Origin of the sequence: Flavobacterium ajazii (genome assembly GCF_010614725.1) — a bacterium.
Lineage (GTDB): Bacteria > Bacteroidota > Bacteroidia > Flavobacteriales > Flavobacteriaceae > Flavobacterium > Flavobacterium ajazii.
Genome location: NZ_JAAEHL010000013.1, coordinates 134,992 through 148,756 on the forward strand (window position 1 = coordinate 134,992; position 13,765 = coordinate 148,756).

Here is a 13,765-nt window from a genome sequence, read left to right on the forward strand (position 1 = left end):
TTATTAATAGCAGTCAGTTAGTAATTGTCCATTTTTCTTGTAATCATAAAGATTTTTGATGCTGTTTATCAGACATAATTCGTTTAAAATTGCTTCTACATCGTTTTGCATAACAAGTGAGCCACAAATCATAATAACGCCGCCCTCTTGTAATAAATTAACAAAAAAGGATGCATCACGTTTTATTAAATCCATCACATAAATATGTTCTGCTTCGCGGGAAAGAGCCAGATGAAAACTCGTAAGTTTTTGTTTCTGAATCATTTCGTTCGAAAACTTTTTGTAGCCGGAAACGGTTTCGGTTTCCATTCTAAAACCGCAGTACAAGTGAGTTTCTGTTTTTTTTCTGTTTTGCTCAATCATTCCAAGGAAAGGAGCAATTCCGGTTCCGTTTGAAATTAAGGCCACTTTTGGAGCTTTGGCAGGAAAATGAAAAGCCTTATTATTAATGATTCGGGCTTTAATAGTACTTCCTGTTTCAAGGTCATTTAAAAATCCGGAGCCCAATCCATTTGGATGCAGTTTTACAACCAGTTGTATGTTTCCGGAATGATTTCCAATTGAGTAGAGGCGTTCGCGGGAATCGTTTGCCGGATAAACAGCCAGCAAATCTCCGGAAGAAAATTTAACTCTTGAATTAGCTCTTAAGGTTACTATAAAAGTATGTTCAGAATCAGAAGTAGCTGTTTTGTTTAAGACCATTAATTTCTGCAGCCCTTTTGGAACATGATTGTATAAAGATGGAGTCGTAGCTAATGTAATTCCGGTTTTTTCGCTCCACAATTTTACCCAGTTTACAAATTCTACAGCCGATTTATCATTAACAGTTTGTAATTCCAGAAAGCGTTCCGCCCAGTTTTGAGTTTCTAAAAGCTGATCTATTTCTATAGCAAATCCGCAAAAATCAGGATATGATTTTGAACCAAAACCCACTACCGAGAAACTGATTTTTTGATGTTGCTGCTGTTTTTGCAAAAGTGCTTTAAATTTATTTGCATTTGAAGGCGCATCTCCCAAACCATGTGTCGAAGAAAAGACAATAATATGCTCTGCTTTCGGATATGCAGAAAAATGGTTTAATTCTGTTATAAAAGCTTTGTGTCCCTGATTAGTTAATTGTTTAAGAATAGCACTGGCAAATCTTAAAGAACTTCCGTTTTCAGAACCTACTAAAAGGATTATATTGCTTTCATTGGCTTTGAATTTATTTTTTACACGGCCTGAACGTCTTTTTAAAGTTATCGCAAATCCTGAATATATAAAGAAAAGGATGTTGATGCAGGCCAACCCCAAAATAACTGCCCATACAGCATTGATTCTTCCGGTATGAAGATCAAGGCTTAACGCAGATAACTGAACTGTTACAGGTGAAAGCTTTTCTGAAACAACAGTACCATTGACCTGATTTACTTCAATTTCACGGTCTTTTAATTCGATGATGTAATATTCTTCAGGATCATCTGTAAAAGGGAATTCGATTTTTTTTACATCTGATAAAAGTGTGCTTTTAAAGATCGAAGTTTTTTGATCTTTTTCCGAAAGTTCTGTTTTTACAGGTTTTGCTTTTTCTTCACCCATAAAAAAGTTAAATCTTTCAAGCGAAAGATAAGTTCCGGTAAGTGCAATAATCAAAATCGGAATTAAAGCCAATCTGCCTAAAACAACATGATAATACTGGGCAAAATATTCCCTGATTATTTTTGAAAAGAAATTTCGGATGCCGCGCTGTCTTTTTAAAACAAGCACGAAACCCGAAATTGATATTAGTAATAAACAAAAAGAGATTACGCCAACAAAGAATCGTCCTGTTTCGTGAAGAAACAAAGAACGATGAAAACCGGTAATCCATTGAATAAATTCACTTTTTTTTACTGGAGTTCCTAAGACTTTACCGGTTTTAGGATCGATATATGCATTGATATCATTTCCGTCTTCATCGATTGCCTGCAGTGTGACAAACTGATTATAATCGATGCTCAGTTCTGTAATTTCCGTGTACGCTTTTTTTAATACCGGTAGTGTTTCGCCTAAAGTTATCTGATCAAAATTTGCTGCTTTGTACGGCAATGTTTTTTCCTGTGCCGCATCGACCGCCAGAATTATTCCGGTTACCGAAGCTAAAAACAAAAATACTGAAGAAAATAAGGCTAAAACCAGATGTGCGTAACGCCAGAAAGAAAGAGTCATTGAGTGTATTCTAGAAATGTAATCGTATTATATTTTGTTCAGCCTTACGTATCTAATGTATCCTTTGCCTTCTGTTTTTTCAGCAAGGCCTTCGGTTGTAAGCGGAATTTCAAGATCATTTACATAGTATTTTTGATCTTCAACAGCCGACTCAAAACGCAATTTGTATCCTTTGTTAATTTTAGAATCTTCAATTTCTATAGTTGTAATGCTTCGGTCACCACCTGTAACAGATGCTCCTGTTTTGGCACTGATATCGGTAGGTTTCTGAGAATAAAATTTATTCCACTCTTTTAATGATTTATACCATTTCTTGTCATCACCCATTACATAAAGCGTTTTTTCATAATCTCCTTTAACGTTGATAAGTGATACCACTATGTAAGCTCCTTCACCCATGTAGTTTGACATTTGGAGCATACATTTATATTTTGATGACTGTGCATTTATATTAAAAGAAACAAGGCATATAAGGGCGCCCGTAAGAGCAGTTTTAATTATGGATTTCATTTGAAATTAATTTATTTTATTGGAATTTTGAATTTAAAAAATTGAAATTTAAAGATTATTTACTTTAAAAACTCAACAGAAATATTACTTTTTGTAAGTGATTCGTTTTCTTTTGCCAGAGCATAAGCGCTTTCGTCAAATTCGGTTGTTACCTCTTTTTTCGCACCTGCAGAGATAAGATATTTTAAGATTGCATCGTCTTTGGCAACCATTGCCGCTTTGTGCAGAGCTGTTAAGCCGTCTTTGTTTTTGGCGTTGATGTCGATATTCAGATCAGCAATTTTTTTCAGTAAGGTTAAATCATTTTTGATAATAGCCAAATGATATAATGTGTTTCCGTCTTTTTGAGGAACTGCAAGGTTAAGTCCTTTGTCCTGTAGTAATTTTATTTTGGCAGCAAAAGGATCCTGTTTTGCGTTAGCGCCTTCTGGACCTCGTCCCATCATTTGTGGACGATATGACTGTACAAGATATACACCTAAATTGTTACCATCTTTATCTTTTATATTTACATCAGCACCTTTAGCCAAAAGTAGACTTACAGCCTCCTGAGTTCCATATTTTACAGCATTTGTTAACGCAGATTCGCCTTTTAAATTTTGAAGGTTTACATTTTTTGTTGTAGAAAGAAAAAGTTCCAAAGCAGAAGTTTCTCTGGCAGAAGCAGCAGCCATTAACGGAGTAGTTCCTTCTTTATCAGCTTTATTAGGATCAACTCCTTTGCTTATGAAATATTTGATGATTTCAATCTGGTTTGGTTTTCCTGCCAAAATGTGTAGTACGTTTTGTCCTGATTGATTTACCGCAGTCGGTTTAATTTTTACTTCTTCAACCAGATATTTATAGGTTTCAATTGTATTGCTTTCTCTACGGCTTCCCTGAGCAGCAGTAAAAAGTGCATTATCATTTGGTTTAACGCCTTTTTCAAGAAGTTTCTTCAAAAGCGGAATATTTCCGGATCTTGCAGCATATGTAAAGGCGGTATTTCCCTCGCTATCCACATCTTTTAGGGACATTCCTTTTGTAGCAAAATAGTCGGCTGCTTTTAGTTCTTTATCAGATGAAATGGCTAATAATAATAAATTAGCACCATTTTGGTATTTTTTCTTAGGATCAACACCAGCTTTAAAAAAAGCTTCATAAAGTTCCGGATTGCTTTGACCGCTGCTGGCTGCTGCGGTTATAGGAAAAGAGCCGTGGCTGTCTTCTAAGTTAACATCAGACCCTTTGGCAATAAGATATTTTACGATTTCTAAATTCCCTTTTCCAGAAGCCCAGTGAAGATAAATCCTGTTATCATGAGTAGGTTTGTTCACTTCATTACCTGGTTGCTCTAATAAAAATTTAATTGTTTCATTAGGAGCATCATTATTAATTGCCATTACAACAACATCAAAAGCATTGGCTGTTGCTGCAGAAGGGATATTGCCTTTTGCAATTTCAGCTTTAATGGCGTTTACATCTGGATTAGTTTTCCAGAAAGATTGTTCTAACAGCGTATTTTTTTGCTGTGCGCCTGCAAAAAATGATGCAGTGAGAGCAATAGAAATAAAAAGGGTATTTTTCATAAATAAACAGAGATGTTTTTTGGCAAAAGTATTTGGCAACTGTAAGATACTTTTAAGTCCAAAAGGTTTAAAATTTGCTGAACTTTTATTTTGATTAATCTATTATTTAGAATAAATAAAAATAAAGCAAATATAAAAATAAATAATAGAATACCAATGTTTATTTGGGTTTTAAGGAAGTTTTAAGGCTTGTTGAGATTTATAAAAATTGATTTAGAGAATATTCTTTAATTGTTTTAGTTGCTTATTTCAATTTTTATTGAAAAGATATTATGAAATATTTTAATTAAAGAGATGGATACAATGTTTAAGCTGTTTAAAATGATTGATTTTATCAGGGTTGTTTCGGACTATGAAATTATTTTCTGGTACGTGCCGGGCTAACAGATCTTCCTCTATATTTCCCTGGATTCCATTCATCGTCAGCAGGTACTTCCGGACCTCTTCTTCCACGCACATAATCTTTGAAATCTTCGCGAAGATTATGGACTTTGTCGGCTTCTTCTATTTCTGCAGGTGTTGTGAATTTTTTAAGACTGTTTTTAGCATAAGGAGGCTGTGCTCCATTATTCATAGAGTATGCAATTGCAGTCTTAAGTGCCTTAACAGGTTTTTTTATTCCTAATACCAATTTAGCCCTCTCGCGGTCAAAACTGCCGTGCGCCAATCCGCGTCTGCCATAAGTTTGTGTATTTGCAGATGTTGGATGCTGAAACCTGGACCCCGGCACATAATGTCCCATGTGAGATGTAGGGAATCGGGCTCTGTCTGAAAGGCGAATTAAATCTTTTGCTGCTTTGAATTTGCCTTTTTTGTAAAGTGTATGGGCATGCGCAAGGGTAGTTGCAGTACTCATCATTTCATCCATAGCTTTGTGTCCATGAAAATAGCGGTTGAATTTTTTTGCATCAACGACTCCATTTTTTCCAAACATTCTTCTTGCATTCCTTGACTGATTAGAATTACGAATTCCAAGAAGATTGATTCTCTTAATTCTTCTAATTGCTTTTGCTCTGTCTTTGCTGTTTCCTGACCTCATAGAAGTGAGAGCCTGTAAACGACTAACTCTTTGAAGTACTTGTTGTCCTTTTATAATTATAGGTTTTAGTGGTACAGAGGGTTGACAGTTATCAAGGACCTGTTTTCTTTGTATAGTTAAAGAATTACGGTTATCTGCTAAGGTACGTCCATTAGAACCTGCGCCATATTTAGCAGCTACTGTCTGATTGTCTTTTGTGAATATTTTTTGCTGATAATAGTCCATAAATATAGTTTTGAATGAGCATTTATCTTATTTGAATACTTACGATGTCTTTTTGCCTCTTTTACCTCTTTTTTTCCCGGTTACTTTTATCCATGGTTTTTCTTTAGGCTCTGTTACTATGTTTGGTTCTTCTGCTATTTCTGCTACTTTTGGTTCTTCTGGTATTTTGGATACTTTTGGCTCTTCTGGTACTTTGGCTACTTTTGGTTCTTTTATTTTATTAGCTTCTTCAGCTTTTTTAGCACGTCTTGCTCTGGCTTCTGTCTCTTTTTTTAATATAGCTGCTCTTTTATCTTTTTCACTTTTAGTTCTTTCTCCAACAGGGGTGTGATCACGGCGAGCGTATTTTCTGCCACTATTCCTTCTTTGTGCATCTCTTCCACGGCTATACATGACATTATGCGGTACACGGGACATTCCTCCAATTTTTTTCAGGGATTCTGCTACAGCGCCTTCATCATTGTCATGTACAATCATTGGTTTTTCACCTCCCTCATCCCAATGTCCCATAGTACTTTCAGCCAATGCTTCATGTCCCACATTCCAATCGTAATCACTTCCGTCTTTGTATTTTTCGCCGGGTTTAGGAGGTCCAAAATTTCTAGGTGGTCGCTTAGGACCAACAGCTCCTCGTTTCCCTGTAATAGAACTGCCGGCAATAGTTAGGTCTGGTTCTACAAATCCGTCTGCACTTCCTACTTTTTTCACATGGGCTTCAAATGCTGCAGTCCTTACAGCACTGGCAAGTGGCCTAGTTTGGTCTCTAAAGGTTTGATGGTTGTCACCGTATCCTATTGGTATCCTACTGCTTATGGCAGCGGCTTCAGCTGCTTTTTTTGTTGGAAAAAGTCTGTCTCCCAATTCAGAGGATTTCCAGTTTTTTCCAGATTGGGTTTGGTATACGGCTCTTTGTACAGTTGCATTATTAAATGTACTGTTTTTTTTTCGTTGAATGGGAACAGATGAGCTATGAGAAGTAGCCTTTGAACCCATTACATCAGCCTCACTTTCTAAACCTTTATTATCATTAATATTTACTTTACCCTTCATCTGCATTGTCGGTTTTACCCGACCTTGTTTTTGCTGTACGACATGCCAGGCTTCATGCGGTAAATGTTTTTCCTGACCAGATGCAATATGGATATTTGTACCCTGTGCATAAGCATGTGCATTTATCTGTGCAGGTTTGTCAGAGTTGTAATGTACTTTTACATCATCCATAGAATATCCTGAAAGATTTTCTATTCCTGATTTTAAGTTATCCGGCAAACCTGTTTTGTTTGTTTTTTTTTGTAAAATAGATGCAGAACGATTATCCTGTAACGTTTTTGCTTTATTCTGAATGGTTTTATCATTTAAATTGGCTGCTGGAGATTGGGTTTCTTTGCCATTTGTTTTATCATACAACTGTTTCATAATTTTATAAATTAAGTTACTTTAAAGATTTATTTGATAAAATTTGCTTATTACAGATATGCTTTTGTCTTCAGATTCTGAATCTTTAGATAGTTTTTTAAATTATTTTATTACCATTTTAAAGAGGGTAACTTAGGTTTTTTACCTGTTTGCGCCTGTGTATTTATTCCGGAAATTTTTGCCTGACGAGTCTGAATTTTTTGATTTAGTGTTTGTATAGCCATAAGATGGCCTCCATCCTGATTAACATGCATTCTTCCTGCAGACTTACGTCTTCGAATAGCAGATTTGTAATGATTAATAGCATTTTGATGGTCTTGAGCTTTATGGCTGGTTATGCTAATAGCATCTCCGTTATCTTCATCTGCATGATATTGGCTAATTAGGTTGGCTTCAACTGCCGGATTTTTTCCGGGTTTGAGGACCATTTGAATTGTTGAAAATTCCCTGTTATCTTTTAATTGAATCGCTGTTGTTCCGCTGTTCGTACTTGCAGCAGTTGCTTTTGTTTTATTTTCAGATATATTTTCCTGATATTTCATCTTTTTAAAATTTAAATTTAATCATGGAGTAATCCAACTTCAACAGGTCCAATAGCTCCAGAATAATCAATTGCAGAACAAAATGGATGATTTCGGATCAATAACTTTAAATCTTCCAGTTTTCTGTCAAAATAGGTAAGTGTTACTTTTTTTCCTGTCAGCAGCTGAATTAAATGTTCATTTTTTAACGGATATATTTTAAATAATGGTTTTCTAATAGAGAAAAACGTGTTTTCATCATTTGTTTCAAAATTATATTTGTCAATGCTTTTCAATTCTTTTGTATGATTTTCAAGTAAAAAATGAATATGGTTTTCTATTTTTTTTATGGATGAATCAAATGTTTTATCATTAGTTTTTACTATCAGATAAAGGGCTTTATCTGTAATTAGATAACCATTTACTACCAAGTCATTATTTTCTGTGCAGTAGTTTAAAGCCATTGCAATAAGTGTTTTTACATAATCGAGATGAAACTGATTTTTCCAGTCTCCCAATTTTAATTCCGCCTCATGTGAATAAAGTTGCTTTTTGATGATTATGGATATAGATTTGTCGTCTGTCTTCTTCATAATCAATTCATTTGTGTCAGACTAATTGTTTTGTTTTCCTTTTTAAATTCGCGTCGAATTCCTTCAAGCAAATCCTGATAACCAACAAGAGTTTCATTTTTTTGGATGGCTTTTAGGGCACAATATCTTAAGACATTGATAATTGCTCCACCAGCGAGTTCATATTGTTCAGCAATGTTTTCAATATCAATATCGGGATCTAACTGGCATTTTCCTGAAAAGGCATTTTTCCATAAGATCATACGTTCTTCAGGACTTGGCATCGTAAAATGAATCATCGATTGAAACCTTCTCGAAAAAGCTTCGTCCATGTTTTCTTTTAGATTTGATGCCAGAATGACAACTCCCGGGAAATCTTCAATTCTTTGTAATAAGTAACCAGTTTGCTGGTTGGCATGCCGGTCGTTTGATGAAGATGTCTGTGTTCTTTTTCCGAAGAGCGAATCAGCTTCATCAAAAAACAAAATCCAGTCTTTATGCTGAGCCACATCAAATATTTTCGAGAGATTTTTTTCGGTTTCTCCAATATATTTAGATACAATCATAGAAAGGTCAACCCTATAAACTTCCCGATTGGTACTTTTTCCCAATAAGGATGCAGTGAGTGTTTTTCCTGTACCCGGAGGTCCGTAAAAAAGAGTCCGGTAACCGGGTTTAATTTTGCTTTCAAGACCCCATTCGGACATTAAGGTCTGGCCATGTTTTAACCAGGCATCAATTTCTAAAACCTGCTCCATCACATGATTTTCCAAAACAAGATCATCCCAGTTCATTTTTGTTGAAATTTGCTGCGCCGGAAACGAAACACTATGCTCTAATTTGGGTAATTTCCCTGTTATAAAATAATGCAGCCAGCGTTCGTTAATAGAAATGGTCTGATTTAAAAGCGGTGTATTGGATTCTGTGTTTTCTAAAATTAAAATCTGTTCTTTTGAAAGAATGTTATTCGGGCTCAGGATATTCAGCATTTCAATTCTCAATTCAGGATTAACAGCTGTAATTAAAAATGAAAAGGTCTGACCTGTGGGTAAAAATCCGCTGTGGCTTTTGTTTATTACTCCTCCAAATTCTGTAAAACCCCGATCGTACATCGCATTTTTGCTAAAAAAAATATCCAGTACTTCCGGTCTTATCTGAGGGGCTATAATCAAGGCCAGACATAGCCTTTCGTATAGATTCAGGTTCCATTCTTTTAATTTTTGATAATAAGCACTGTCTTCTGTATCTTCTTCAGTTTCGGGAAAAGGAATATCCATCCAGTGATTTTCATGACCTTCCTGAAGCAGATAACTGCAGATAACCTGGTCGATTACTTTTTGCAGCCAGTCCATTTCCCTATACAGAGCGATACTATTTTGTTCAGTTTCCATAGCTTTCAAATAGTTTTTCTACATCATCCAGATTAGCATCCGACCATTTAAAATACAATAACGCCGTGTTGGGATTTAATTCACCGGATTGTAACATGTCCAGAAAATAACCTTGCGTGTTCTGCATGATCATTTGCGAACTGTAATCTGTTTCATTGTGAAAATTAGAATCAAAAAAAGAATCTGTCCATTCTCCTGAATTATAATTTTTATTTAAAAAATCACTAATGAAATAAGCCAGTTTTTCATCTTGTACAACCAGTTTTTTAGCTTTAAAATAAGCAGGTCTTCTTTTGGTCTCCAGATGGTAATAGTCAATATCTTTCGACTGAATCGTTTTGGTGGTCTGATGCCCGAAAATATCAACTAAGCCAAAATTTTCCTCATCGCTTGCCAGTTCCAGTTCGGCATTTGCCTCACCTGCAATAGCTAATGTTGTTTGGGTTGCGGTGGCGCTTTCTGTAACTACATATAATTCGCGGAAGGAAAATAGGGTTTGAGTAAGTTTTATAATTAACTGCTGCTGAATATCATTCCAGTTGTTAATTTTTATAGATTCGGGTTCTTCAGCTTTAAAAATAAAACTTCCTTTATTTGCAAAAGCAAGTATTTGCCTGCTGAATTCAAATTGCCCTTCGATTGCATTATTAGCCTGACCTCTTCCGGAATAAGGTTTCGAAATTCCATCGCTAAAGTTCCAGTTTGATGGATTCTGTTTAATTACAGGGCTTAATTCAACATCCTCGGAAGCTATAACACCATTGCGGTATATGTTTCCCAAAAGGGTAATCATACCGTTTTTAATTTGAAAATAATCTCCCGGAAACAGATTTTGATTTAGTGGTTTAGTGGGTAAAAATCCGCCTGTTTTTAAATAAAACTGTCTGTAAAAATTTTTATAAAAATCCATAAAACTGAAAATTAGCAGATTAATAGTCCACTGTAAATTTTACTGAACAGTGGACGTTTTAAATTTTTAAGAAGCCAGAGCAGCAGCATTTGCAGCAGCCAAAGCAGCCTGTAGAGAATTAAGTTCAATTTGTGCTTTGTTTAAATTAATGGTTGCCACATTTAGCTGTCTAGTGGTTTCATCATTTGCACTGTTTGCCTCAAGATAATTGGCTTTTGCCTCGTCATTTGCTTTGTATATCAGAGCCTGAATCGAATTATTTCCTTCTAATACCAAGGCATCGTTTTGATTCTTTTTACCTGTAAGTGTCAGATAAAGATTCAAAGCCTGTTTTTGTTCAAGGGCTGTAGCAGCTTCAGATTCCAAAGACAATGACTGTGATGCGAATATTGATTTTAAAGCAACCAGTGTAAGTGCAACTGCATTGTTGGCATCGGTACCGGCATTGTTGATTTTAGTAATCAAATCATCTGATATAAGCGGATTTAATACTTTTTTGCGAATAACAAGATTCGATAGTTTATTGATTATTTCTACAGAATAAATCAGTTTGTTAATCAAATCTGTAACTTCTTTTGCAACTTCTTCTGTAGCATCATTTGCTATTGTCATTTTTGAAAAAGCAATTTCAGAGTTCTGAGATAAATCTAATGCGTTCTGAACGACTTGATCTACAAGCTGCTTGTTGCTTTTTGCCTGAGTTCTGTAATTTTCTGCATCAACTAAATATCCCTGATATTTTATCGATTTTTGATTTAAAGAACCTACAACTGTCGTTTGCTGGTCCACAACAGCCTGAGCGTCTGTTACCTGAGCGGTTAATAAATCGATATCAGCTTTTTTCTTTTCGGTAATTCCATATCTCTTCGGATTTGAATTTAATATTGTAGCGTCCATATTTTCGGATTTAATAAGTTAGTGTTTATGAATTGTTGTGTATGGCGAAAGTGAATGCTTCTTCGTTTTCCCAATCTGATAAATTATTATTGTACTGCTTTTTAGTTGTTTCAGCTCCTTTGTAAGAAGACAGAACTACAGGGATATATGACTTAGAATCTATCAGCGCATTACCAAAATTATCAGTTGTTGCAGGATCGATTTTTACTTCATAAGTCAGCGAATTTTTTGAAATTGGTGCAGCAACAGTATAATTGCCGGAAGGAACGTTTTCTGCTAATTTTAAATTGAAGAAAAAAGCTTTTGTATTTTTGATATCACCTGTTTTTCGGGTCAATATTTTTGTAAGCCCAATGTATAAATGGTTCAGTCTGGTTTGTGCGATTTCCAAACGTGAATTAATTTCTGCCTGAATCTGACTATAACTGTTTTCCTCAGTTTTAATTCTTGTTGTTTCAGCTTCAAATTTTTCATTATCAGCTTTATCAAGTGCTGTCAGCTCGTTGTTCAAATCCTTATTTTTATTTGCTAAAGAACTCAATTCGGCATTGTAGGTATCAATTTCGTTTTTTAAAGATGTTATTTCAGCTGTTACGACAGATTCCTGAATAGATTCTTCAAAGAGTTCCAGATTGTGTTTTGTAAAGCTGTTTTCGTTATAAGGCAAAAACATACATCTGTATTCAGTAATAGCATCATCATTTTTATTTACTGTAAAATTTATGGCATAAGGTGAAAGTATTGGCTGACCAGCAGGATTACTTTTTTCCGTTTTTTGTACAATGCTGATGTCTTTTACAGCTTTTAATGTTTTCTTTAAGCTAAAAGTTTCAGATGGAGCCGACAGAAAATCATCATAGGTGTTTATTCCTTTTTTATAATCGTCTGTAAAAACAGTCAAAAGGAAAATCACATATTTTTCTCCTAAAACAAGCATATCATTATCTGAGTCCATTAATTCTAATGTTTTAATGGTTTTAAAGACCTCTTTTGTTCCTTTTAAAGCAATTTCAGCAGTTTCAAGATCTTTTTCGTTTTTGGCAACCAAAGCTTCTGCTTCTGCTAATTCGATTTTAGCATTCGTTGCGTTGGCGTTGGCAATTTTCAGGCTGTCTGCAGCTACTTTAGCTGAATCTGTTGCTTTTATTTCGATAAGTTTAGCAATTTCGTGTTCCTGATCAATTTTTTTCTCCTTTTTGGCAGCTTGTACCGAAGCTTTGGCAAGTTCTTCGTTTTTAGGCTCTTTTTTAGCTGCTTCTGCTGTTTTAGCCGCATCATTTTTGGCAACAGCTAAATCTTTGGCTAATCTGTTAACATTGTTTTTTGCATGTATTGCAACAGCATCAGCATCACTTTTTTCTTTTGTTGCTAATGCTAAAGCAGCTTTAGAATCATTCAGATTATCTTTTGCTTCAGTTACACTTTGTTGTGATAATCTTAGATTTTCTGTTGCTTTAAAATAAGCTTCGTAGTTAGAAAGTATAGCCTGACTTGTAGTTAAATCTGCTTTAGAAGGAGAACCGGCAGGAGGAGTTAACTGGGCAAGTGGAATAATCTCAATATGCTGAAGTGGATTACCTATTAATTCTTCTGCTACAGATGCTGAAAAAACAGACTTTTTACTGTCCTTCACCAAAAACAGGTTGTAGCTTTTTACCGGGTTATCTAATCCAAGAGGAGGGGTGTTTGTGCCTTTTTCACCGGATTTAAACGGTGCTTTGAAATAGTCAAATGAAACGGTATAAGAATCGGCTGAATTCTTAGGGACATCAACTCTTAAATTGTAATTAAGGCTTTTGTTGTTAAGAAGATAAGCTACTTTTGCTGCTTCAAGTTCTACTTTGTTGGCTTCGATTGCTCCCTGTGCACTTTTTGTATTTACGCTGGCAGCTGCTTTTGCATCATTGTCGGTGGCAACTACTGTTGCTGTCGCTGTAAAATCTGAATTGGCTATCTGCAACAGATTGTTTACAGAGGTGTCTGTAGCTTTTGCCTTATCCTGTACTGTCGATGATGATACTTCGGCTATTGCTGCAGAAGCCTCCATCGCATGCTGAGAAGCCACTTCGGCAAGATAAGCTGTTCTGTTCATCAGGTTATAAGCTTCGATACTCTGCTGATAAATCTGAGTTCCGTAATCTGCTGCATTGATAATACTAAAAATGCTTCCCATATCACTTGCCAGTCTCACAATTGCATTGGTAGCAACCTGAATATTGGCAGCACTTACTGCCCCATTCGTTACCGATTGGGAAGTGTTGGTGTTTTGAAGTGTGGCAGACAATACAATATTTGTAGAAATATTTTTGTTCTTAACGGCCTCTTCTTTAACCGCCTGTGCCTGATTGTATTTTTTCGTTGCCGATTCTAGTTTATCATTGGTAACAATTTCTGCTCCTTCGGCATAATAAAGTGTAAACATGGATGAATTTAATTGTGATTCCAATTTTTTCTGATTCACCTCCTGGCTTTCTAATGAAGCCAATACACTGGAATGTAAATTTTCACTGTAGCTGTTCATAATTGATT

Annotated in this window: 11 protein-coding genes; all 11 read right to left on the reverse strand. The window is 35.4% G+C overall.

Annotated elements, in window-relative coordinates:
- Window positions 1-3: 3 nt before the first annotated feature.
- The gene (locus GWR14_RS20545; protein WP_163411019.1) at window positions 4-2,187 is read right to left on the reverse strand and encodes a PepSY domain-containing protein; all 2,184 of its coding nucleotides are present in this window, start codon (window positions 2,185-2,187) and stop codon (window positions 4-6) included.
- 27 nt (window positions 2,188-2,214) lie between these two features.
- Window positions 2,215-2,697 (reverse strand): DUF2271 domain-containing protein, encoded by a 483-nt coding sequence (locus tag GWR14_RS20550; RefSeq protein WP_163411020.1) that lies wholly within the window; start codon window positions 2,695-2,697, stop codon window positions 2,215-2,217.
- A 59-nt stretch (window positions 2,698-2,756) separates the two neighbouring features.
- Window positions 2,757-4,265, reverse strand: a complete 1,509-nt coding sequence (locus tag GWR14_RS20555; RefSeq protein ID WP_163411021.1) for an ankyrin repeat domain-containing protein — start codon at window positions 4,263-4,265, stop codon at window positions 2,757-2,759.
- 358 nt (window positions 4,266-4,623) lie between these two features.
- A complete protein-coding gene (locus GWR14_RS20560; RefSeq protein WP_163411022.1) occupies window positions 4,624-5,529 on the reverse strand; it encodes a hypothetical protein in 906 nt (301 codons plus the stop codon).
- A gap of 39 nt (window positions 5,530-5,568) precedes the next feature.
- Window positions 5,569-6,945, reverse strand: a complete 1,377-nt coding sequence (locus GWR14_RS23750) for an eCIS core domain-containing protein (protein WP_187356552.1) — start codon at window positions 6,943-6,945, stop codon at window positions 5,569-5,571.
- 110 nt (window positions 6,946-7,055) lie between these two features.
- A complete protein-coding gene (locus tag GWR14_RS20570) occupies window positions 7,056-7,487 on the reverse strand; it encodes a hypothetical protein (protein WP_163411023.1) in 432 nt (143 codons plus the stop codon).
- A 17-nt stretch (window positions 7,488-7,504) separates the two neighbouring features.
- Window positions 7,505-8,059, reverse strand: coding sequence for a hypothetical protein (locus GWR14_RS20575; protein ID WP_163411024.1), 555 nt, complete (start codon window positions 8,057-8,059; stop codon window positions 7,505-7,507).
- Window positions 8,060-8,061: 2 nt separating this feature from the next.
- Window positions 8,062-9,429: an ATP-binding protein gene (locus GWR14_RS20580; RefSeq protein WP_163411025.1), complete on the reverse strand. Its 1,368-nt coding sequence runs from the start codon at window positions 9,427-9,429 to the stop codon at window positions 8,062-8,064.
- On the reverse strand, window positions 9,419-10,339 hold the full coding sequence (locus GWR14_RS20585; protein ID WP_163411026.1) for a hypothetical protein: 921 nt from the start codon (window positions 10,337-10,339) through the stop codon (window positions 9,419-9,421). The genes GWR14_RS20580 and GWR14_RS20585 overlap by 11 nt, the downstream gene beginning before the upstream one ends.
- 66 nt (window positions 10,340-10,405) lie before the next feature.
- Window positions 10,406-11,236: a hypothetical protein gene (locus tag GWR14_RS20590; RefSeq protein ID WP_163411027.1), complete on the reverse strand. Its 831-nt coding sequence runs from the start codon at window positions 11,234-11,236 to the stop codon at window positions 10,406-10,408.
- A 25-nt stretch (window positions 11,237-11,261) separates the two neighbouring features.
- The gene (locus GWR14_RS20595; protein WP_163411028.1) at window positions 11,262-13,757 is read right to left on the reverse strand and encodes a hypothetical protein; all 2,496 of its coding nucleotides are present in this window, start codon (window positions 13,755-13,757) and stop codon (window positions 11,262-11,264) included.
- Between the last annotated feature and the right edge of the window lie 8 nt (window positions 13,758-13,765).

What these genes read in the sequence shown, in the direction of transcription:
- GWR14_RS20555 (WP_163411021.1), bottom strand. Translation starts at nt 4,265, where the DNA reads ATGAAAAATACCCTTTTTATTTCTATTGCTCTCACTGCATCATTTTTT.
- GWR14_RS20575 (WP_163411024.1), bottom strand. Translation starts at nt 8,059, where the DNA reads ATGAAGAAGACAGACGACAAATCTATATCCATAATCATCAAAAAGCAA.
- GWR14_RS20545 (WP_163411019.1), bottom strand. Translation starts at nt 2,187, where the DNA reads ATGACTCTTTCTTTCTGGCGTTACGCACATCTGGTTTTAGCCTTATTT.
- GWR14_RS20595 (WP_163411028.1), bottom strand. Translation starts at nt 13,757, where the DNA reads ATGAACAGCTACAGTGAAAATTTACATTCCAGTGTATTGGCTTCATTA.
- GWR14_RS23750 (WP_187356552.1), bottom strand. Translation starts at nt 6,945, where the DNA reads ATGAAACAGTTGTATGATAAAACAAATGGCAAAGAAACCCAATCTCCA.
- GWR14_RS20585 (WP_163411026.1), bottom strand. Translation starts at nt 10,339, where the DNA reads ATGGATTTTTATAAAAATTTTTACAGACAGTTTTATTTAAAAACAGGC.
- GWR14_RS20580 (WP_163411025.1), bottom strand. Translation starts at nt 9,429, where the DNA reads ATGGAAACTGAACAAAATAGTATCGCTCTGTATAGGGAAATGGACTGG.
- GWR14_RS20590 (WP_163411027.1), bottom strand. Translation starts at nt 11,236, where the DNA reads ATGGACGCTACAATATTAAATTCAAATCCGAAGAGATATGGAATTACC.
- GWR14_RS20570 (WP_163411023.1), bottom strand. Translation starts at nt 7,487, where the DNA reads ATGAAATATCAGGAAAATATATCTGAAAATAAAACAAAAGCAACTGCT.
- GWR14_RS20560 (WP_163411022.1), bottom strand. Translation starts at nt 5,529, where the DNA reads ATGGACTATTATCAGCAAAAAATATTCACAAAAGACAATCAGACAGTA.
- GWR14_RS20550 (WP_163411020.1), bottom strand. Translation starts at nt 2,697, where the DNA reads ATGAAATCCATAATTAAAACTGCTCTTACGGGCGCCCTTATATGCCTT.